Origin of the sequence: Oleiharenicola lentus (genome assembly GCF_004118375.1) — a bacterium.
In the GTDB taxonomy this organism is placed as follows: domain Bacteria; phylum Verrucomicrobiota; class Verrucomicrobiia; order Opitutales; family Opitutaceae; genus Lacunisphaera; species Lacunisphaera lenta.
Genome location: NZ_SDHX01000002.1, coordinates 1,035,572 through 1,057,047 on the forward strand (window position 1 = coordinate 1,035,572; position 21,476 = coordinate 1,057,047).

Here is a 21,476-nt window from a genome sequence, read left to right on the forward strand (position 1 = left end):
GCCCTGCGCGAAAGCGCAGGGACAGGAGTCCACAGTTTATCTCTCACGAAGACCACGAAGGAGACGAAGTCCCAACCCAACCTACCTTCGCTTCCTTCGCGAGAAATCTGTCCCGCCTTCCGTGTATTTCGTGGGCACCTTCGGGATCATTGGCTCCCCTTTTCGTGTGCTTCGTGTTTTTCGTGGTTACCCCACTGCCATACATCCTCAGCTTCCAGGTTTCAGCTTTCAGGTCTCGACTAACTCTCTGGTTTCCTCCCGCCGGCGACTGGCGCGGGTCGGACGGCGCCAAATGCCCCGGGGGTCCTGCGGTGCTGCGCGCAGAGACTCCCCGGAGCGTGGCTACCCTTAGCCAAGGATTTGTCAGAAACGCAGCGTCACGCTGGCCAGCACCTGACGACCATCGAGGTAGATGTTCGAGGGCACCATCTTGGTGCCATAGACCTGGTAGCGGAGCTTGTTCGTGAGGTTCACGCCCTGGAGCGCGAACTGCAGGTTTTTCGTGAGGCTGTAGTTGAACGAGGCGTCGAGATCGGCGTAGCCGAGCATCGTCTGGCTGAGCAGGCCGGCGTTCACGAAGTAGGCGAAGCCCGTGACGAAGTCCGCCCGGTAGTTATACGCGAGGCGGGCCGAGACCGGTCCCTTTTCATACATCGCCACGATGTTGTAGCTGCGCTTCGAGAGGTTCGTGAGCGGCGTCGTGACCGTGCCGGCGCCCGTGACGGTGGTGGGCGTGGAGCTGTCCACATAGGTGTAGTTCGCCTGCAGGCCGAGGCCGTCGAACGGTGCGGGCAGCGAGGAGAAGAAGTGCTGGAAGCCGACCTCGAGGCCCTTGATCGTCGCCGGGTTCAGGTTGCGCGACGTGCTGATCACGTAGGTGACGCCGTCATAGGTGCGCTGCTCGGAGAAGCTGGCGATGAAGCCCTTCACGTCCTTGTTGAAGGCGGCGACATAGACCAGGTCGGACTTGTTGAAGTAGTATTCCAGCGAGAGGTCCACGTTGGTGCCGCGGATGGGCTTGAGGTCGGGATTGCCCTGCGAGCCGGAGTTGAGGGCCGGGTTCACGGGGTTGGCGTTGAGCGTGAGCGAGGGCGACAGCGAGCCGAAGTTCGGCCGCGTGATCGTCTTCGAGAAGGCCGCGCGGAAGAAGAGATGGTCGTTCAGGCGGACGCGGCCGTTGAAGCTCGGCAGATAGTTCCAGTAGGAGCTCTGCAGGTTGAGCGGCACGGCGGAGGCCGAGTTGGGGCCCTGGAAGCCGTTGGTATCCTCCTTGGTCTGCACGGCCCGGAGGCCAAAGTTGCCCTCGACGGTGTAACCGCCGACCGTGCCCGAAAACTGGGGCATGACATAGAAGGCGGTCGTCGTCTCCTCGATGTCGAAGAGGCTGAGGCGGTTGACGGTCGCCGAGGTGTCCGGCGTGTTGGTGGCGCCGTAGGCCTTGTAGAAGGCGTTGGCGTCGCGCATGATCGCGGTGTCGCCCGCGAGGTAGGCGGGAATCTGGGGCTGGCTGTAACCGGCGAAGAAGTCCTGGACCGGGGTCGGACGCCAGAGGCCCGGATACTGGCTCAGCTGATTGGCCGTGCCCGGGATGGTGAAGGAGCCGAGGAAGAGGCCCGTCGGGTAATTGTCGCTGGTCGTCGTCGAGTAGCGCATGCCGCCGACGATCTTGGAGAGGAAGCCCCGCTTGATGTTATACTCGGCGTCGATGCGCGCGGCCTTGCCCTCGGAGTTGGAGGGGAAGAGGCGGTAGTTGACCTGGTTGAGGCGATAGACGCTCGGGTCCTGCAGGCTGACACCGCCGATGCGCACCGAAGGAATCTCGCCGGCGAGGTCGTAGGAGAGCGACGGGATGGTGACGGAGGCGAACACGAGGTTGTTGTGGAACCGGTTCGAGCTCTTGAAGCGGTTGGCGTCGAACAGCACGGTGAGATCGCCCTCGGCGAAGCGGCCGCCGGCGAAGACCATGTCGAGCTTGTTCTGGAGGTCACGGATGAGGCCGTAGGCGGTGCCGGTGACGTTGGCGAAGCTCGCGGCGCGCACGGCGGTGTTGCTGCCGTCGAACATCACGCCGGAGCCGGCCACGGAATTGGCGGCGGTCAGGGCGGTCGTGAATTGCATCGTGTCCTGGGTGTTCCGCCACTTGTTCGGGTTGTAGCCGACATAGAACTGCCAGCGCTCGTTGGGCTCCCACTCGAGCACCGTGTTGGAACCGTTGGTCTTGAACCGGCCGTAGGAGGAGCTGACGTTGTAACCGCTCGAGGACAGCGCGGTCGCGACGCCGGTCGTGACGGTCGTGTTGGCGATGGGGTTGCCGATGCCGATCGCGTCCTCGCGCCAGGGCGTGGCGATGTCGCTCACCGCGACGAGCAGTCCGATCTTGCCGAAGTCGGTCTTGGCGGTGGCGTTGCCAAAGACGTTGTAGTTTTGCTCGTTCTTCCGGTGGAGCGACGAGTAGGAGGTGCCGACGGTCGCGCCGCCGCCGAAGCCGTCGGGGAAGTCGAAGGGCTTGCGCATGCGGACGTTCACCAGGCCGCCAAGGCCGCCGTCGATCTGGTTCGCGGCCGCGGTCTTGTACACGTCGATGCCGGCGATCAGGGCGGAGGGAATCTGCGAGTAGTCGAAATTGCGCTGACCGACACCGACGCCGGCCGTGCCGTTGGCGATGCCGCCCGGCGTGAGGACCTGGCGTCCGTCCAGCGTGTTGGTGATCTGGTTGAGGCCGCGGATCGTCACCGCGCCGTTGCCGCCCAGGCCCGAGAAGGTGTGGGCCAGCTGCACGCCGGGCACGCGGGAGAGCGCGTAAGAAACGTTGATGTCGGGCAGCTTGTCGATGTCGCTCGCGACGATGGCGTCAACGATCTCCATCTTGGACTGCTTGATCTCGGCGGCCGAGGTAAGACTGCCGCGCAGGCCGGTGACGACGAGCTTGTCGAGCGTGACGACGCCCTCCTCGTTCTTTTTGTCGGATTCGCTCGGAGTCGTGGTCTGGCCGAACAGGGGTGTCCAGCCGACGGTCAAGAGCGCCAGGAGACCGGCGCTCGCACGTGATTTCAGTGTCGTTTGCATGGGGTTTGAGAGGTGGCGCAGGAACGATTCCGGACGCCTGGGAGTGGGTTACAGAAAAGGGCGGGGTTGAAGGGACGCGCTTCACGCCGCCTTTCCCGCACGGCATCGGGGCAACCGATGCACACGGAAAATCTGGGCGTGGCGATGGACAGTGGCGTCCACGGAAGTTGTGGTGGGGGAACGATCCAGAAGGCTCGGATCTATCCGTTGCTGGCGGGGAACAGCTGGGGGGTGAAAGGTGCCGTCAAAAAAACGCGGGGGATTCGCGGGGTAACGGCGCACATCATAGATGAATTTTCACGATAACACTCCCCATCGTTGGCCGAAATGTTACGGTATTCTAACCCATTTTGGGCGACGCACAGATCCGGCCTGATTTGCCCCGATTCGGAACTACAGCGTGCGACCTACCGCCTGCCGCCAACCGTCGTGCAGCGCCGCAACTTTTTCCGCCGCCAGTTTTGGCTGATAAATGACCTCGTCGCGCGTGAGCGCGGCGAGTCCGGCAAGGTCGCGCTGCAGGCCAAGTCCGAGCTGTCCCGCCAGCACCGCGCCGAGCGGCGAACAGTCGGGCATCGTCGCCACGCGCAGATCCACGCCGCAGAGATCGGCGCAGAATTGCATGAGAAATTTGCTGGCCGTGGGTCCACCGTCGCCGTGCAGCGCCGTGAGCGGCACGCCCGCCTCCGCGCGCATGGCGTCGAGCGCGTCGCGCACCTGAAACGCGATGGACTCAAAGGCTGCGCGCGCGACATGACGCCGGTCACTGTGACTCGAGAGGCCGAGGATCGCCGCACGCGCGTCGGGCCGCCAGTGCGGCAGGCCGAGGCCGGTGAACGCGGGCACGAGATGCACGCCGCCGTTGTCGGGCACGGCGAGAGCGAGTTGCTCGATGGCGGGCACGTCGGCCGCGAGGCCGAGCTGGTCGCGCAACCAGGTGAGCGTCGAGGCGGACGAAATGATGATGCCCTCGAAGGCGTAGGTCGGCCGGCCGGCGTGCGACCAGGCGAGCGCGGTCAGCACGCCCTGCGCCGAAAAGCGCGGTGTGTCGCCGATGTTGAGCAGGAGCGAGGAGCCGGTGCCGAAGGTGACCTTGGCCGCACCGGGCGCATAGCAGCGCTGGGCGAAGAGCGAGGCCTGCGAGTCGCCCATGACGCCGCAGATCGGCAATGGTTCGACAAGCTCACCACTCAGCGTCGTCTCTCCGAACGACGCTGAGCAGTCGCGCACCTCGGGCAGGGCGCGGCGGGGCACTTCCCAGAGCGCGCAGAGTTCGTCATTCCACGCGAGGCGGCCGATGTCGTAGAGGAGCGTGCGCGAGGCGTTGGTCGTGTCGGTGGCGAAGACCTGACCGCCGGTGAGCCGGTAGATGAGGTAGGCGTCGATCGTGCCGATGAGGGCGGAGCCGTCGGCAAGCTTAGCCTTCAGTCCGGGTTGATTATGCACCAGCCACTGGAGCTTCGAGGCGGAGAAGTAGCCGTCGATCTTCAGGCCGGTGGTCCGGTGCACGAGCGACTCGTGCCTTTTCGCCGCCGCGCAGAAGCCGTCGCCGCGGCGATCCTGCCAGACGAGCGCGCGATGCAGCGGCCGGCCGGTGCCGCGCTCGAAGACGAGGATGGTCTCGCGCTGGTTCGTGATCGAAAGCGCGGCGATCTCCCCGACTTTGTCGGGGTTGCGCGCCAACAGCGTGCGCAGGACCGTGAGCGTGTTCTGCCAGATTTCCTCGGCGTCGTGCTCGACCCAGCCCGGCTGCGGGTAGTGCTGCACGTGATCGCGGGATTCGCGATCGAGCGCGTGGCCGGCCGCGTCGAAGAGCAACGCCTTCGTGGCCGAGGTGCTTTGGTCGAGGGCGAGGAAGAGGGGCATGGGAGACTAAAGACGAAACCTGAGACCTGAAACCTGAGAGCTGAGGATGTAATCCGAGCCCCGGTATGTGGCTGCCTTCATTTCAGGTTTCAGCTTTCAGGTTTCAGGTTTTCAGCAATCCCCGCGCCGTCTCGGCCAGTCCTTCCATGCTGATCCCATAATGCCGGAAGATGTCGGCCTGGGCGCCGGTGACGGTGTCTTCGTCGGGCAGGCCGACGATTTTGAAGCGCGGGGCAAGGCCGGCGGCGAGGAGCGTGGCGGCGACGGCTTCACCCAGCCCGCCGTGGACCATGTGTTCCTCCACCGTGACGACGGCGCGGCACTCGCGTCCGGCGGCGAGCACGGCGGCGGTGTCGAGCGGCTTGATCGTGTGGAAACTGAGCACGCGCGCCGAGAGGCCGGCTTCGGCCAGATGAGCGGCCGCGAGGAGCGCGTGGATGACGGTCTCGCCGCTGGCGAGGAAGGCGACGTCCTTGCCCTCGCGCAGGGTGATGGCCTGGCCGGCTTCGAATTTCGTGCCGGCGGGAATCACATCCAGCATCGCGGCCTTGCCGAAGCGCAGGAAGACCGGGCGCTTGGCCGCCGCGGCGAACTTCACGGCCTCGCGGGTCTCGAAGTTGTCGGCCGGCGCGATGAGCGTGAGGTTGTTGATCGCGCGCAGGACCGCGAAATCGTGGAGCGAGTGGTGCGTCGAGCCAAGTGCGCCGTAGCTCACGCCGGAGCTGATGCCCACGAGCACGGCCGGGACGTTGGAGTAGCAGACGTCGTTCTTGATCTGCTCGAGCGAGCGGGCGGTGAGGAAGCACGACGGTGAGACGCCGAAGGCCTTCTTGCCGCAGGCGGCGAGGCCGGCGGTGATGCCGACGAGGTTCTGCTCGGCGATGCCCACCTCGACGATCTGCTTGGGCAGCGCCTTGCCGTAGGGCGCGAGCTTGCCGGAACCGCGCGAGTCGGAGGTGACGGCCACGAGGTTTTTGTCGGCCGTGGCGAGCTGCTGCAGCGTGTCGGCAAACTCCTCAAGGTTGGCGCGGCCTTTCTTGAGACCGAGCTTCTCGGCCATGGCCTTGGCGGCCGGCGTGAACATGGACGGGGCGGGCGCGCTCATGCGACGGCCTCCTTCAGTTTTTTCTCCGCGGCTTCCAGCTCCGCCAGCGCCTGGGCCAGCTCGGCGTCCGAGGGCACACCGTGGTGCCACTTGCCGACGTTTTCCATGAAGCTGACGCCCTTGCCCTTCACGGTGTTGGCGATGATGAAGAGCGGCTTGCCGGGGTGCGGCGTGGTGATCGCCTGCGTGAGCGCGGCGTAGTCGTGGCCGTTGACCGCGCGGACTTCCCAGCCGAAGGCGCGCCACTTTTCGTCGAGCGGTTCGTTGGACATGACGTCCTTGGTGTGCCCGGTGATCTGGAGCGTGTTGTGGTCAAGGATGGCGACGAGGTTGTCCAACTTGTAGTGGGCGGCGGCCATGGCGGCCTCCCAGTTGGAACCCTCCGCGAGTTCGCCGTCGCCGAGGAGCGTGAAGACCTTGAAAGCGTCGCCGTCCATCTTGGCCGCCAGCGCCATGCCGAGGCAGATCGGCAGGCCGTGGCCGAGCGCGCCGGTGTTCATCTCCATGCCCTTGATCTTTCGGGTCGGGTGGCCGACGTAGTAGGATTTGTAGTGGCAGACCGTGTCGAGGTCGGCGTCGGGAAAGTAGCCGCGATCGGCCATGACGGCGTAGAGCGCCTCGACGCAGTGGCCCTTGCTCTGGACGTAGCGGTCGCGCGTCGGCGAGTCCACGGTCTCCGGCGTGATCCGGAGCACGCGGTTGTAGAGCAGGCTCAGGATGTCGAGGCACGAGAGCCCGCCGCCCGTGTGCCCGGCGCCCGCCCCGTGGATGAGCGTGAGCATCCGCCGGCGCAGGGCGAAGGATTTGAGGGTGAGTTCTTGGTCAGTCATGCGGTGGGACCGGAAATCTTGAAATCGGGCATCGGGAATCGAAAACTTAAAAGGTCAGACCAGCGGTCATCCTGAGCCAGGCGAAGGATCCAGATGAATTCGTGAGCCCGCTTGGATCCTTCGCAGAGCTCAGGATGACGGTGGCGGGGGGCATGAGCATTTCGATCCTCAGGTCTCAGGTTTCAGCTCTCAGGTTTTCCACCCTCACTCCTGCGGCGCCTCGTGGTGATACACTTCCCAGCCGAGGTAGCGCTCGAAGGCTTCGGCGAGGATGGGGGCGGTGCGGGAGGCGTTCATGACGACGTGGTGCTCGAAGCCCTCGCGGCAGACGTGGCGCATGAGCTTCTGGAGCTTGGGCACGCGCGCGACGGCGCGGTTGCCGAAGGTCTTCAATTCGTCGTCGGTCAGCTCGCCCTCGCCCACGTAGGTGCGGATGACGCCGGCGGCGTCGTCGGTCGTGATGCGGCCGTAGGTGAGCGGGCGGGCCGTGGTGCGGCCGTCGAGCGCCCCCCAGGTGTTCTCGACGCCGAGCGTGGAGCCGAGGATGGGCGCGTTGAGGACCTTGATGTCGGGCAGGAAGGACTTGGCCCAGTTGCCGCAGTGGAAGAGCACGCACTTGTCGTCGGCCGCGCCGTAGTTGTTGTTCCAGTCCACGAGGGCGGACGGCGAGCTGGAGGCCAGCTGCATCGCATACATCGTGAGCACGCCGGTGACGTCCACCTCGCAGGCGCTGGGCAGGAAATTCTCGCTCATCATGCTCATCGAGGTGCAGACGTTGCAGCCGTGGTTGGCCTGCACGGAGGTCCAGCACTGGATGGCGGTGGCGTCGAGGTGGTTGGCCGCGACGAAGTCGTCGAGCACGATGCCGAGGCGTGCCATCTGCGCGAGCTTGGCGGGCGGGACGGCGGTGGCGTTGGCGTAGGCCTTGATCTCGTCCACCTTCGCCACGAGGCGCTTGTCGGCGTCGGCGATCTTGCCGGCGGCGCCGAGGATCTCGGAGAGGTCCACCGTGGTGACGCTGATGCCGTTCCGCTCGAGGATCTTTTCGGAGTAGCGGACGGTGTTGAACGCACCCGGACGCGCGCCGATGGCGCCGAGGCGCACGCCCCGCAGGCCGCGAACGACGCGGCACACGGCGACGAACTGCTGCAGGTCCGCGCGGAACGAGGCGTCGAGCGGGTGGACGACGTGCTTCGTCGTGAGCGAGTAGGCGATGCCGGCCTGGCGGAGGTTGTTGCAGACGGAAATCTTGCCGCAGAACGCGTCGCGCCGGCGGATGACGTCGAGCTTGTCGAGGTCGTCGGGGTAGCCCTGGACGAGGATGGGCACGTTGAGGCCGGAGAGCTTCATCACATCGGCCACGCCCTTCTCGTCGCCGAAGTTGGGCAGGCACACGAGCACGCCGGCGATCTGGTCGCGGTGGCGCTTGAAGAGGTCGGCGCACTTGCGCGCGTCGTTGTGGGTCTCGACGCCGCCGAGCTTGGTCTCGGCCGGATCGAGCATCACGGCCTGGAGGCCGAGCTCGCCGAAGAGCTTTACGACGTCGGCGCGCGCCTCGGGCACGAGCTTGTCGGGGAAGAAATCGCGGTTGCCGAAGATGACACCAAGGGTGAGCGGGGTGGGTTTCATGACGTTGGGGAGAGGGACCGAGGCCGGGCAGGAAGCATCCGGCAAGGGGTTTGATAGATTAGCACAGGATTACGCAATGCTTCCTCCGGACTGTGCCGAAGAATCAACCATATCATAACATGGCTTGGAATGCGGGGCGGTGCCTGCGCCGAGCCACACCCCCGCCCTGTCTGGCACCCCTCTCCAAGAGGTGACCCAGAATCGCGGCAGCGAAAGCCCCCTCTTGAGAGGGGTGGCGCGAAGCGACGGGGTGTGTAGGTGTGTTGCACCGGAACAAGTCGGCGTCGAATCATGGCACCACGTTGACTATGACACGCTGGTAACGGGTGAGCCGCGGGGTGCCGTGGTCGGTGACGGCGAGGATGATGTGCATCTCGCCGGTGCCGGGCGGCATGACGCGGGCGGTCGGCACGCTGAACCAGGCCCTGGGCTGGTCGAAATTTTTGATCTCGAGCGGCTGGCCGGAGCGGGCGCTGGAGAGCGGGAAGGTGCCGGCTTCGTTGTAGTAGAACCACGCGTAGGAGAGCGCGTCGCCGTCTGGGTCGGTCGTGCCCTCGGCGCTCAGCTCGATCCGCTGGCCGGGCTTGGCGGTGAGGCGCGCGGCGTGGCCGAGTTTCGGCGCGGGCGGGTGGTTCGCCTCCTTGTAGGGTTTGATCGTCCAATCCATGCGCGCGGCGAAGTCGTTCTGATACGCCTCGCGCCAGCGCCAGATCGTGGCGTGGTTGGTGTCGTGCCAGCGACCGTCGGCGCCCATGACTTCGTCGTCGGCGTCGGTGTAGATCGGGCGCGTCTCGGGCTGCGCGTGCCACTTCATCGGGCGCGGCGTGTAGAGTTCGTAGCGTCCGCCCCAGCCGCCGAAATCGGGCCGCTCGGGCACGTTGAGGCCGTTGGTGATCAGGCCGAGGAAGCTCGGGGTGTCGCCTTCCATGAGATATTCCCAGTGCGGATACTGCGCGCCGAGCGGGCCCTTCTTGCGGATGTTGCGCTCGAGCCACTCGTTGGTGACGAGCGTGAAATCCGCGCCCGGGCAACGGGCGTGGAAATAATCGCCGCTGATGCCACTCCACGTCGCATGGTGGTAGGCGCCGCCGGCGCTGAAGCCGGGACTGACGACGTAGAACAGGCCGGGGAACTCCTTGCGCAGCCACGGGCCGGAATCGTCCTGGTCGGAGATGGCATAGACGCGGAGCTTGGCGACGGCCTTGGCCAGCGCCTCGGGCGAACGCGTCTGGCGGATTTTCCAGAGCGCCTGGCCGAGCACGTTCGGACCGCCCCAGACCGGCACCCAGAGCGGACGCGGGTCGTCGCGGTCGATCGCGCGGATCAGCATCTCGGAGCCGGGCGAATCGTGGCCCGCGCCGACGGCGAGCATGCCGTAGGTCGGCAAACCTTCGCTGACGAGGGCGAGCAGCTGGGCGCCGGTCGGATAGCCGGGCTCGTGCAGCTCGAGGTTGTCACGGACCTTGCCGTAGGCCTCGACGATGCGGCGGATCGTCTGCGGGGCGACGTGGCTGCGCTGGTGGATGGAGGTCGTGGCGATGAGGCCCTCGATATCGAAGTGGTTGGCGTAGGTCAGAAACCGCACGAGCGACATGGCATCGTCGGGCTCGTTCTCGATGTCGGTCAGGACGAACACGCGGGGTTTCTCGGCGGCGAGCAGCGGCAGGCAGCAGGTCGCGAGCAGGAGGAAGAGACGCAGGGGTTTCATGGGGGGAAAAGCAGGAGGTTCAGGGGTTCACGGTGACGATGATGCGGCGGTAGCGGGAAAGGGCCGGGGTGCCCTTGTCGGTGACGCGGAGAATGAAGTGGAGCGTTTCGGGTTTGTTCACCTTGGGCGCGGTCACGTTGAAGCGGTCCGCGTTCTCGGCCCCGCCGGAGACGATCGGTTCGCGCCAGGTGCCGGCCTCGGGGTAATGAAACCAGAGGAAGCTGATGCTGTCGCCGTCCGGGTCGTTGCTGCCGTAGGCATCGAGGGTGAAGCTCTCGCCGGATTTCACCGTGAGGTGGTCCGGGTGCCTGAGCTGCGGCACGGGCGGGTGGTTGGCTTCGGCGTAGGGCATGGTCGTCCAATCCATGCGCGCGGCGAAGTCGTGCTGGAAGTCATCGCGCCAGCGCCAGAGCGTCACGTGGTTGCCCGTGAAGCTCTTCTCGGCGCGCTTCACCGCCCGCTTGTAGAGGTTAGGCAGGTAGGGCGTCCAGGTGTCGGAGGCGTTGGTCCAGATCGGCCGCGTTACCGGCTCGGGCACCACAATGGATGACTCGTCCTTCATCGTCTCGAAGGCCGGGATACCCAATTCGTAGCGACCACCCCAGCCACCCCAATCGGGGCGATCGGGTGTGTTCAGGCCGTTGGGGATGAGTCCGAGGTAGGCGGGCGTGTCGCCTTCCATGCCCCAGGCGGCGTCCGGGTAGGCGGCGCCGAGCGGACCGTGGCCTTGCTGGATATGCTGGGCCAGCCACGGGTTGCTGATCGTGGTGTTGTCGATGCCCTCGTAGGTGTTGTTGATCGCGATCCAGGTGGCCCGGCCGTAGTCGTCGCCCGGCGTCACGATGTAGAACAGCCCCGGAAACTCGCGACGCATCCATGCGCCGCTGTCGTCCTGGTCGGAGATGGTATAGACGCGGAGCTTGGCGACGAGGCGCGCCACTTCCGGCGCGGGGCGGGTGGCGCGCAGTTTGTGCAGGGCTTGCGCGAGGGTGTTCGCGCCGCCCCAGACCGAAATCCAAAGCGGCCGCGGGTCGTCGCGGTCGAGCTGCTGGATGATCCAGTCGGAGCCCTCGGAATCCCGGCCGTCCCCCACCCCGGTCAGACCGTATTTGGGCAGGCCGCGCTTCACCACCGCGCGCAGGGAGTCGGCGGTCGGATAGCCAGCCACATGCTGCAGCAGGTTGGGCTGCACCTTGGCGTAGGCGTCGAGAATGGTGGCGATGAAGTCCGGGCGGATGGCATGCTGCTGCCAGCACGAAGTCGTCGCCACGATGCCCTCGACGTCGATTTCGTTGGCGTAAAGTAGCAGCCGCACGAGCGATTGCTCGTCGTCGGGATCGGCGCCCATGTCGGTGAGGACGATGAGCCGGGACTTCTCGGCGGCGAAAGCGAGCGTGGCCAGGCTCGCGGTGAGCAGGATCAGACGGAGGATTTTCATGGCTTGGGGGTGCGGCAGCGTTCGAGGCGATCGGCGAAATCGCGGAGAAAATCTTCGCGCCATTGGTTGATGGTGCGGGCGCCAGGGATCGCGCCTTCGCGCAGGTCGGGCGAGGGATCATCGGTCCACCAATTCGGCAACGCGGGATCGGGGCGCAGCGCCAGGTCGGGCGTCAGCGGCGCGGAGGTGATTTCGCCCTGGAGGCCGTCGAGCGCGGGCACGTTGCTGCGGATCGTGTAGCGGTAGAGCCTGGCCTCCTTCGGACAGAAGCGGAAGCGCACGGAGCCGTTGCCGTCGAGGTGGCCGGGAAGTTTTTGGTTCTCGATCTCCATCCGGGCCTCGGGCGCGGCCGGGGCACCGGCGCCGAGAGGCAGCACGAGCTCGAGGATGCCGCAGTGCTCGACGCGGTCGGCGGCGGTCGTCAGCCGGTCGAAGCGCACATAGGGCCGCGTCCAGGCGCGCACGTAGCGTCCGCCCCAGCCCGGCTGGAAGGGCAGTTCGGGATTCCCGCGCAGCAGCCAAGCGACGGTCGGCGAGTCGCCCATCTTCACGGTCGTGCGCGTTTGCTCGTGAAAGCTGATCCCGCGGGCAAAGTAGTCGCCGAGCGCGCCGCGGCCCACGACGTGCCGGTTCACGAACTCCGCGTTGCCCCACCCGCCCGCCTGGTTGCCGCCGACGAACCAGCCATAGTAGGTCGTGTTGGACTCGATCATCCACAGCGTCGGGTGGTGCGTGGCGATGTAGAGGTAGGCGTCGGGGCTCCATTTCTTGTTGGGCCCGCCGATGAAATACACGCGCAACTTCGGCAGGATGTCCGGCGCATCGTGCAGAGCCTGCGCAAGGTCCTCGATGCCGCCCCAGACGAGCACGTGGAGCGGGCGCGGGTCGTCGCGGCGGGCGCGTTCCACGATCCAGGCGGAGCCCTCGGTGGGGCGGCGCACGCCGGCATAGGGCGCGATCTCGGTCTCGCCCTGCTTGGTGATCGCGCGCAGGGCGTCGGGCGTCGGGTAGCGGTCCGACCAGGTTTTCAGGTTCGGGTAGTCGGTCGCGTAGCGGTCGATCACCGAGAGGATGTGCGACGTGCGCCCGCCGCCGTGGGGCGACGAGATCAGTCCCTCCAGGTCGAGCACATCGGCGTAGAGCAACACATGGACGAGGGACTGGAAGTCGTCGAAATCGGTGCCACCCGCGTCGGTCGAGACGATCACGCGATGGCGGGCGGGCTCGGTGGAGGCCAGCAGCAGCGCGGGTAAAAGCAGGAGGAAGAGGACGAAAGTTTTCACAGGGAGTTGAGATAGACTTCGAGGTTGTCGTAGCGCGCATCCAAGTCGCGGTCGATGGCGCGGCTGGTGGCGGGGTTGAGGCCGTGGGCGGTTTCCCAAGTGTCGGGGATGCCGTTGCCCGTTTGGTCGGCCGGTGCCCTGGCCGGCGCATAGCGGGCGAAACCGCCGTCGGGCCAGTCGTCGGGCGTGCCGGGAATGAAGCCGGTGCCGTCCCGCGCGGTTTGCGCCACGTAGGCCGTGATGCGGTCGCGCACGGGTTTCGTCGCGCCGCCCTCGGCGAGCACGCGGCGGAATGCCTCGGCGGCGGGGTCGGTGGTAACGGGGGCGAAGGCATGCGGACGGGAAAGGACGACGCCGGCCGGCGCCTCGAACACTCCCTCGAAGTCCGGCGGCAGCCGGTTGTCCTCGCTATAGGCCTGCCACCAGGCCCCGGTTCCGGAAAAGGCCGCGGTCACCGGGTCGGTGGAGTTCGGGCCCTTCTTCAGGACGTTGCCGACGTAGTTGATCCGCCGCCCGTCGTTGTCGGAGCCGTAGCCGGTGCCGAGGAAATTATAGACGACGTTGTTGCGGAAATCGTAGTGGAGCATGTCGACGCGCGGATTGCGGCGCTCGGTGTGCGCTATGAGCGTGTGATGCACGGAAACCCAGCCCCAGCCGTCGCCGGCGGTCGTCATCGAGTGGTTGCCCTTCTCGTGGGTGGATTTTGTCGGCCCGCCATAGAGGTAGGACCACTGGAGCGTGACCGCCTGGCGCTGCACCGCGCCGTAGAAGTTGACGATCTGGTCGTTGGCGTAGGCCGCCTCGCAGTGGTCCACGATGAGGTTGATCCCGGAGAGGTCGAGGGCGTGCGTCTGCTCGCCCAGCACGCGGCGGAGCTCGCCGGGGCCCTTGATTTCCCCAACCCGGAGACGCAGGTGCCGGAGAATCACGTCGTGGGTCCGCACCCTGAGTCCCCAGTTGCGGATCTGGACACCCTCGCCGGGTGCGCTTTGTCCGGCGATCGTGATGTAGGGATGCTCGATGACCAGGTCGGCCTTCAGGCGGATGTCACCGGAGACCGCGAAGACGACGTAGCGCGGTCCCTCGGCCTCGATCGCCTCCCGCAAGGTCCCCCGGATGACCGGCTCGGCCGGCAGCGCCTCGACCGCGGGCAGCCGCGGGCGGCCTTGGCCGGGACGCGGCGTGCCGAGTGCGTCCACGTAGGGGCGCCAGTTGCCCTCGCCGAGGGTGAGGGCGTATTCGCTGGGCTGGCCATAGGTGCCCTCGCTGCGACCCGCGCGGGGTGCGGGCAGATAGTCCTCGAGCGAGGTCACCACAAAAACCTTTCCGCCGCGCCCGCCCAGGGCAAAACGCCCCGCGCCCTCCGCGCCCGGAAAGGCCGGGGTCTGCGCGCCCTCGAACCTCCGCACCGGCTCCGACGGAGTCAGCGCGATCTCGACGTAAGGCGAGCCGTTGGTCGAGCCGGTGAAGTTGGTCACGGTCATGATGAGACCGTTGGGCAGCGCGTATTCCGCCACGTGCGCATGTTCGCCCGGCCGCCGGCGGGCGCCGAAGCGCTCCAGGGATTTGGCGATGCCATCGAGCCGGGCCAGCAGCGGGGGAATCACCGCGGCATCGAGAAAGGGAAACCGGCCCACCCCCCGGCGCGAGGCCGCCCGGGCCTCGACGCGGCCGTGCTGCATGTTGAAGAGCAGCGGACGCCCGACGTGCAGCCGGATGACCGGACGCACGCGATCGAAGACGTAGAATTCCGATTCGTAAGCCACCTGGTCGAAGACCTTCTCACCGGGCCAGCCGTCGCGCTCGCGCTGGTCTTGGAAAAGGAGCGGATACGCGGCATTGCCCTGGGCCAGCCGCGGCGGGCGCGAGAAAAGGGCGCGGGCGAGATCGGCGGGCGCCTGTTCCCAAGGGGTTTCGGCGGTGAGCAGCCTGGCGAGCACAGGGAAGTCCTGCTGCAGGGCGGCGAGTTCCGCGGAGGCGCGGAGGGTCCCATCGCAAAAACCATCGCTCGCGAGGGACGTCGCGAGCCCCAGCAGGGCGGCGATGGATTTGAGTTTCACGAGGAATCGCGTTGGCGGGCGTTCAGGCGGTCGAGCGCGACGGCGAGCATGATGACGGCACCCTTGATCACCTGCTGCCAGAAGGGGGAGACGTTGAGCAGAAAGAGGCCGTTGTTCAGCACGCCGATGATGAGACAGCCAAGAACCGTGCCAAGGATGGTGCCGCGTCCGCCGGAGAGCGACGCGCCGCCGATGACGACCGCCGCGATGGAATCCAGCTCATAGCCGAGACCGGCGTTGGGCTGCGCGGAGTCGAGGCGCGCCGTCACAATCAGGCCGGCCACACCCGCCAGCGCGCCGGCAAGCGTGTAAACCGCGAGCCGGATGCGCCCGATGCGCAACCCCGAGAAGCGCGCGGCGGTCTCGTTGCCGCCGACGGCATAGACCTGGCGGCCGAAAACCGCGTCGCGCATGATCAGGGCGAAGGCGGCCGCCAGCCCGCCGGAAATCCACACCGGCAGCGGCACGCCGAGCAGGGTGCCCGTGCCCAGGAAGCCGAAGGCGTCGCCGAGGCCCGTGATCGGGAAGCCGCCGGTCCACAGCATGGTCAGCCCGCGGGCGATGCTGAGCATGCCAAGCGTCGCAATGAAAGACGGCAGGCGGAGCCGCGTGACCGCGAGGCCGTTGCCCCAGCCGAGCAGCGCACCGACCGCGACGCCGGTCACTACCGCGCCCCAGGCGGTGAACTGCAGCTTCACACCGAGTGGCGCGAGCGGCAGCCCGTTTTTAAGGAGCCCGGCGGCCACCGCCCCCGAAAGCGCTAGCACCGCGCCGATCGAGAGGTCGATGCCGCCGCTGACGATGACCAGCGTCATGCCGATCGACAGACAGAGGTTGACCGAGATCTGGCGGAGAATGTTGAGGCCGTTGTCGGTCGTGAGGAACTTGTCGGACAGCAGGCTGAGCGCGACCACCATGAGCGCCAGCGCGATGAGCGACTGGAACCGGGCGAGATTTTGCCGGGAAAACGCGGAGGTCATCGGGCCGGGTGCGCCTCCACAAACACCGGGATGAGCGTGAGCAGCGGTCCGCCGGGCGCGGGGTCGGTCGCCTCGGCGCAGCCGACGAACTCGATGCGCGCCCCCATCGTGGCGAGCCGGCGCAGGTCGGGCAGCACGCGCTCCTCGACCAGCCGGTTCAACTCGGCGGACACGGCGTTGAAGTCGGCGAGCGACGGAAAGCTGTTCATGTCCAGCAGCCCCGGGCCATCGCGCACGACGTTGCCAAAGATCGCGCCCGTCTTCAGCGCGAAAGTCGCCCCGTCAGCGCCGTCCAGGGCGAGAACGATGACATTGCGTTCCACGGCGACGACCCGTCCCCTCCCACGCACATGAAAATACGCCGTGCCCAGGCCGACCGCGCGGGCATGGAGCCGGGCGGCCTCCGCCGGGTCGCGGCGCAATGCGGACGCGAGCACGGCGGCATCCACGGCGCGGACGCGGGCCGGCGGCAGGGTTTCCGTCCAGAAGCGCATGGCGGACTCCGCCGGACTGAAGGCGGCAGCCGCCGCCGGCGCGGGTGCGACAAGCGGCACGACCCGCCAAAGCGGGAAGAACCACAGCAGCGCCCCACCTGCCAGCGTGAAGCCGGCGAGACGGGCCCAGGGGAAGGAGGGCGCCGGATTCGATGGGCTCACCGCCAACGGGTCAGGGTTGGCCCTTGCGCCCATAGTCGCCGAATTTCGCCACGTTGGCCTTGGTCACGAGCTCCACGGCAACGGGCACACGCTGCGGGAAGTTGCGCTCGCCCTTGAAATACTTGTCCGCGTTCTCCGCGGCCGTGCGCGCCATCGTCTTCGGGAACTGCATGACGGTGGCGGCGATCTTGCCCTCGGCGACGGCCTTCACGACATCGTCGGCGCCGTCGAAGCCAAAGACCTTTACCTTGTCGGCCTTGCCGGCGGCGAGCAGGGCCTGGTAGGCGCCCATGGCCATGGCATCGTTGCCGCAGAAGACGGCGTTGATGTCGGGATGGGCCTGGAGAATGGCCTCGAGGACCTCGAGGGCCTTGGTGCGGTCAAAATCGGCGCTCTGCTGTGCGACCATCTTCAGGCCGGGGAAGCGGTCCACGACGGAGTGGAAGCCCTTGGAACGGTTCCAGGTGTTGGTGTCGGCCACGAGGCCGAGCAGCTCGACGTATTTGCCCTCCTCGCCGACCACCTCGACGAAATATTGCCCGAGGGCCACGCAGCCCGAGTAGTTGTCGGAGAGGATCTGCGAGACGGCCGCGTCGTTGGCCTCGATCTCGCGGTCCATGCAGAACACGGGGATGCCCGCGGCCTTGGCACGGCGGACGTTGGCGATGGAGCCCTTGGCGTCGGTGCAGTTGAAGAGCACGGCGCCATAGCCCGAGGCGATGAGGTTGTCGAAATGCTGCGCCTCCTTCGCCGGGTCGTTCTGCGAGTCAAAGATCACGGCCTCGTAGCCGAGCTCCTTGGCGCGGTCGCGGGCGGTCTCGGCGAGCACGACGAACCAGGGGTTGTTCAGCGTGGATACGACGACCGCCACGCGGGAGGCCTTCGCCGGCTGGACGGGAGCGGCGGACGAATTTCCCGCCGGAACGGCGGGCTTGCAGGCGGTGAGGAACAGGGCGGCAAGGAGCAAGGCTCCGACGGCCGCGAAACGAAGCGGAGGGATGGGGCACATGGGGAAAGCGGGCAGGAGGTTAGGACTGGGCGTTTTGAAATGAAAGCCCCGACACCGTGGCCGAGACATTCAGTTGAACGGCCACGGTGTCGAGGAACCCTGATCCAAAGTCAGTGCGGCAGCCGAACTGCCGGGAAGCGGCCCGGCCGCCTTCTGGCAAGGCCGACGGAGAAAATTGGCAGCACTAAGCTCATGGACAAAAATCGCGATGCCCGGGTGGGGGCGGCGAGGGTTGGGGGTGACATCCACCCTAGCAGACTTCTTTCCCGCTGTTCTCCCGGTCTGAAGGAAATAACCTGCGGCATCCTAAGCCCGGACCACGACGAACCGCCAGCGAGCCGAAGAAGACCGCTGCTGCCGCGGCCCAGAGCCTGAAACACTATTATCCCGGGAGTTATTGCGAAAAGTCCGGCAGATGCCCGCGGCCGTTTTTCGTATCTTAGCGACCGTTACCCTACCCCCCACCGGCGTCTCCACACCGGCGCCTGAGTTTAGTTTTGTCGAAACCTACCATGAACCACCCCACCGTAAGCCGGTCGTTCGCGACCGCCGTTCCGTCGCGTCAGGATTCCTCCTGCCGCCTGTCCTCCCGCCCGAGCCGTCTCCTGCTGTGCGTGCTCGCCGCCGCGCTGGTCCCGGCCTCCGCCCTCGCCGCCGTCATCAGCGGCACCGTGAACAACAAGAACACCCAGAAGTACCTCGATCGCGCCGTGGTCGAGGTGGTCGGCACCGGCCTCAAGACCCTCACCACGCCCGACGGCCGTTTCTCGCTCAGTGGCGTGCCCGCCGGCACCCACACGGTGACCGCCACCTACACCGGCCTGGACCCGAAATCGCAGACGATCACCGTCACCGAGGAGCAGGCCGCGGCCGTCAGCTTCGAGCTCACGTCGGACATCTATGAGCTGGATGCGCTCGTGGTCACCTCGACGATCGAAGGCACCGCCGCCGCCATCAACCAGCAGCGCCGCTCCGAGTCCGCCCTCAGCGTCTCGACGATGGACGCCTTCGTGGACCAGTCCACCGGCAACCCCGGTGAGTTCCTGCGCAACATCTCCGGCATCCAGATGGACTACTCGCAGAACGAGCCGAACCGCATCCGCATCCGCGGGCAGGATCCCGTGCTCACCTCCGTGACGATGGACGGCAACGAGATCGCCTCGGCCGCCTCCTCCGGCACCACCCGCAACCTCGAGGTGGACCAGCTCTCCATGGCCGCCATTGAGAGCGTCGAGGTCTTCAAGGCCCCGATTCCCTCCATGTCCGCCAACGCCATCGGCGGCGCCGTGAATTTCGTCACGAAGAGCGCCTTCGACCAGAAGGGCCGCCGCGCCAGCCTGCAGCTGGGCGTGCTGACGGACTCGCACGACTTTTTCGGCCGTTACATCGGCCCCGGCCACAACGACTCGGGCCGGAAAGTGTCCGCCTACCCGATCGGCCGCCTGACCTACTCGAATTCCTTCTTCAACAACCGCCTCGGCGTCGTCGCCTCGGTCGGTCGCGATGAGTCGTTCATGCTCGGCTCCAGCACGACCCACACGTTCAACGTCTATAATGCACCCGCCGGCACGGGAGAAATCACCCCGGCCAACGCGACGATCTTCCGGAATCAGCTCCTCATCAACCCGAACCGCCAGCTGCGCACGCGCTCGGATTATTCGCTGAACCTCGACTTCCGCCTCAACGACGAGATCACGCTTTTCCTGAAGAACACCTTCACCCGCTACCACAGCACGAACCGCAACCACAGCTTCAACCTCACGCCGACCAACAGCCTCACCGCCTACACGCCCGACTCCACCCTGGAAAAATACACGACCACCAACGGGCGCGCCGACCAGGGCGTCAGCGTGTTCAGCAAATACACCGACTCCTGGCAGATCAACCCGGGCCTGAAGTTCAAGTCCGGCCTCTGGCAGGCGGAGCTTGTCGGCGGTCTCTCGAAGTCCATCAACCACTACCGCAACGACGACAACTTCGGCTCGCTCAGTATCTTCACCGCCACCGGCAACGGCTGGACCGTGACCACGCCGCGCGACAACGAGACGCCGACCGCCTTCGTGCAGAACAGCGGCCCGAGCGTCTATGACCTCTACAACTACTTCCCGAACCAGGCCAATCTCGCCTCCACCAACGGCGAGCACCGCGCCAACCACGGCGGCATGGTCACGAGCAACATTCGCAATTCCTCCGAGGTGCGCTGGTCCGGCCGCCTCGACGTGCAGCGCGACTTCCAGCTCAGCTTCCCCTTCTACCTGAAGGCCGGCCTCGCCTACAACGAGACCATCCGCGACCGCTACAACACGCCGAAGCGCTGGTATTGGGTCGGTGACGACGGCGTCGCCGGCACGGCGGACGATCTGACCACCGCCGCCCAGCTCGGCCGCTTCGCCGAGCGCGTGCCGGTCACCCAGGGCCTGCCGGACTTCCACATCCGCGAGGCGAATTACTTCAGCACGACCGAGCTCTTCCAATACTGGCAGAAGAACCCGAAGGTCCTCGTCGAGAACAAGGCCTACGCCCTAGACCAGTGGTTCCAGAACCGTCGCAAGGTGAACGAAAAGATCACCGGCTACTACCTGATGGGCAGCGGCAACCCGATCCCGAAGCTCAACGTGCTCGCCGGCCTCCGCATCGAGGAAACCGACGTCGCCGCCACCGGCATTCGCACCCTGCCCACCTCCGGCGCCACCAGCGTCCTCCCGGTCGGCGTGGACGCCAACTCCGTCGCCGGCATCAACGCCAAGTATCGCTTCATCACGAGCACCTCGAAATACCGCTCGGATCCGTTCCCCTACCTGCACCTGCGCTATGAGGTGCTGCCGAACCTCCAGGCCCGCGCCAGCTACACCGAGGCCATCGGCCGTCCCGACTTCGCGCAGATCCTCCCCTCGCTGACCCAGAACGATACGCCGACCAGCGGCTTCGCGGGCACCATCACCTCGACCCGCGCCGGCCTGCTGCCCCAGCGCTCGCAGAACTTTGACTTCAGTCTGGAGTATTACACCAAGACCGCGGGCGAGTGGACCTTCGCGTGGTTCCGCCGCGACATCGACGACTACATCGCCAGCGCCACCGTCCCGATGACCTCCGAGCTGCTCGCCGAGCTGGGCCTGGGCAGCGAGTTCGCCAACTACCAGCTGGCCACCAGCGACAACCTGGGCAACGCCAACTGGGACGGCTACGAGCTGAGCGTCCGTCAGCGCCTGAGCGACTGGGAGTTCATGCCGGGCTTCCTCCGCGGCTTCGAGATCTGGGCCAACCACACCCGCATCTACAGCATGGAAGGCACCTTCACCGGCGGCACCACCGGCGCGACCATCACCCACCTCGCCAACGTCGTGGACTCGCAGTTCAACGCCGGCGTCAGCTACCGCTCGCCGCGCGGCCGGCTCTACGTCCACCTGAAGACCAACTTCCAGGCCGGCCGCCCGACCGCCAACATCCTCGCCACCGGCCCGTCCAACCGCGCCAACCCGCGCCTGGAGGACTACCAGTTCTGGGATGGCGAGCTGACCTACGCCCTGAAGCCGAACCTCCGCCTCACGGTCACCGCGCGCAATCTGCTCGCCGAACGCCAGAAGAACACGGAATACGGCCTCGTCCGCGCCCGCCAGCAGGACACCGGCATCTCGTGGATCTTCGGAGCGAAATACGACCTCTGAGCCGGGCCACGGCTGTTCTTTTCACCGGGGCCCTGAAGCAATTCAGGGCCCCTTTATTTTTCACCCTCGCCCTCAAGTCAGGTTCGCCCCGCCCCGGGATTCGAAACGCCCCGCCAACCGAGGACCCTCGCCCCGACCCGTCGCTTGACCATCCCTCCACCCAAAATTACTAATCCGCGTC

The 21,476-nt window shown here is 66.5% G+C and carries 13 protein-coding genes; 1 reads left to right on the forward strand and 12 read right to left on the reverse strand.

Features of this window, described 5'->3' with window-relative positions; genetic code table 11:
* Window positions 1–363 precede the first annotated feature (363 nt).
* The 12 genes from ESB00_RS18020 to ESB00_RS18075 all read right to left on the reverse strand — a co-directional run bounded on the left by ESB00_RS18020 (window position 364) and on the right by ESB00_RS18075 (window position 17,630).
* Window positions 364–3,066: a TonB-dependent receptor gene (locus ESB00_RS18020; protein ID WP_129049419.1), complete on the reverse strand. Its 2,703-nt coding sequence runs from the start codon at window positions 3,064–3,066 to the stop codon at window positions 364–366.
* A gap of 393 nt (window positions 3,067–3,459) precedes the next feature.
* Window positions 3,460–4,932, reverse strand: coding sequence for an FGGY family carbohydrate kinase (locus ESB00_RS18025; RefSeq protein ID WP_129049421.1), 1,473 nt, complete (start codon window positions 4,930–4,932; stop codon window positions 3,460–3,462).
* A gap of 103 nt (window positions 4,933–5,035) precedes the next feature.
* Complete coding sequence (locus ESB00_RS18030) at window positions 5,036–5,992, reverse strand: transketolase family protein (protein WP_425465756.1); 957 nt, start codon at window positions 5,990–5,992, stop codon at window positions 5,036–5,038.
* A gap of 41 nt (window positions 5,993–6,033) precedes the next feature.
* The gene (locus tag ESB00_RS18035) at window positions 6,034–6,867 is read right to left on the reverse strand and encodes a transketolase (protein WP_129049423.1); all 834 of its coding nucleotides are present in this window, start codon (window positions 6,865–6,867) and stop codon (window positions 6,034–6,036) included.
* Between the two features lie 204 nt (window positions 6,868–7,071).
* The gene (locus ESB00_RS18040) at window positions 7,072–8,496 is read right to left on the reverse strand and encodes an L-fucose/L-arabinose isomerase family protein (RefSeq protein WP_129049425.1); all 1,425 of its coding nucleotides are present in this window, start codon (window positions 8,494–8,496) and stop codon (window positions 7,072–7,074) included.
* A gap of 289 nt (window positions 8,497–8,785) precedes the next feature.
* On the reverse strand, window positions 8,786–10,204 hold the full coding sequence (locus tag ESB00_RS18045; protein ID WP_129049427.1) for a nucleoside hydrolase-like domain-containing protein: 1,419 nt from the start codon (window positions 10,202–10,204) through the stop codon (window positions 8,786–8,788).
* A gap of 19 nt (window positions 10,205–10,223) precedes the next feature.
* Window positions 10,224–11,642: a DUF1593 domain-containing protein gene (locus ESB00_RS18050; RefSeq protein ID WP_129049429.1), complete on the reverse strand. Its 1,419-nt coding sequence runs from the start codon at window positions 11,640–11,642 to the stop codon at window positions 10,224–10,226.
* On the reverse strand, window positions 11,639–12,901 hold the full coding sequence (locus ESB00_RS18055; protein ID WP_425465757.1) for a nucleoside hydrolase-like domain-containing protein: 1,263 nt from the start codon (window positions 12,899–12,901) through the stop codon (window positions 11,639–11,641). Before ESB00_RS18055 ends, ESB00_RS18050 begins: the two co-directional genes overlap by 4 nt.
* A gap of 20 nt (window positions 12,902–12,921) precedes the next feature.
* Window positions 12,922–14,985, reverse strand: coding sequence for a hypothetical protein (locus ESB00_RS18060; protein ID WP_129049433.1), 2,064 nt, complete (start codon window positions 14,983–14,985; stop codon window positions 12,922–12,924).
* A complete protein-coding gene (locus tag ESB00_RS18065; protein ID WP_129049435.1) occupies window positions 14,982–15,965 on the reverse strand; it encodes an ABC transporter permease in 984 nt (327 codons plus the stop codon). Before ESB00_RS18065 ends, ESB00_RS18060 begins: the two co-directional genes overlap by 4 nt.
* Complete coding sequence (locus ESB00_RS18070; protein ID WP_164976303.1) at window positions 15,962–16,621, reverse strand: DUF2291 family protein; 660 nt, start codon at window positions 16,619–16,621, stop codon at window positions 15,962–15,964. The genes ESB00_RS18065 and ESB00_RS18070 overlap by 4 nt, the downstream gene beginning before the upstream one ends.
* A 10-nt stretch (window positions 16,622–16,631) precedes the next feature.
* Window positions 16,632–17,630, reverse strand: coding sequence for a D-ribose ABC transporter substrate-binding protein (locus ESB00_RS18075; protein ID WP_129049439.1), 999 nt, complete (start codon window positions 17,628–17,630; stop codon window positions 16,632–16,634).
* A gap of 512 nt (window positions 17,631–18,142) precedes the next feature.
* Between ESB00_RS18075 and ESB00_RS18080 the strand changes: the two genes are divergently transcribed.
* Window positions 18,143–21,295, forward strand: a complete 3,153-nt coding sequence (locus tag ESB00_RS18080; RefSeq protein WP_129049441.1) for a TonB-dependent receptor — start codon at window positions 18,143–18,145, stop codon at window positions 21,293–21,295.
* The last annotated feature ends 181 nt before the right edge of the window (window positions 21,296–21,476 follow it).

Bases quoted from the DNA above. Each gene is read 5' to 3' on its own strand.
- ESB00_RS18040 (WP_129049425.1), bottom strand. From the start codon at position 8,496: ATGAAACCCACCCCGCTCACCCTTGGTGTCATCTTCGGCAACCGCGAT.
- ESB00_RS18065 (WP_129049435.1), bottom strand. From the start codon at position 15,965: ATGACCTCCGCGTTTTCCCGGCAAAATCTCGCCCGGTTCCAGTCGCTC.
- ESB00_RS18080 (WP_129049441.1), top strand. From the start codon at position 18,143: ATGAACCACCCCACCGTAAGCCGGTCGTTCGCGACCGCCGTTCCGTCG.
- ESB00_RS18045 (WP_129049427.1), bottom strand. From the start codon at position 10,204: ATGAAACCCCTGCGTCTCTTCCTCCTGCTCGCGACCTGCTGCCTGCCG.
- ESB00_RS18075 (WP_129049439.1), bottom strand. From the start codon at position 17,630: ATGTGCCCCATCCCTCCGCTTCGTTTCGCGGCCGTCGGAGCCTTGCTC.
- ESB00_RS18050 (WP_129049429.1), bottom strand. From the start codon at position 11,642: ATGAAAATCCTCCGTCTGATCCTGCTCACCGCGAGCCTGGCCACGCTC.
- ESB00_RS18020 (WP_129049419.1), bottom strand. From the start codon at position 3,066: ATGCAAACGACACTGAAATCACGTGCGAGCGCCGGTCTCCTGGCGCTC.
- ESB00_RS18035 (WP_129049423.1), bottom strand. From the start codon at position 6,867: ATGACTGACCAAGAACTCACCCTCAAATCCTTCGCCCTGCGCCGGCGG.
- ESB00_RS18025 (WP_129049421.1), bottom strand. From the start codon at position 4,932: ATGCCCCTCTTCCTCGCCCTCGACCAAAGCACCTCGGCCACGAAGGCG.
- ESB00_RS18030 (WP_425465756.1), bottom strand. From the start codon at position 5,992: ATGGCCGAGAAGCTCGGTCTCAAGAAAGGCCGCGCCAACCTTGAGGAG.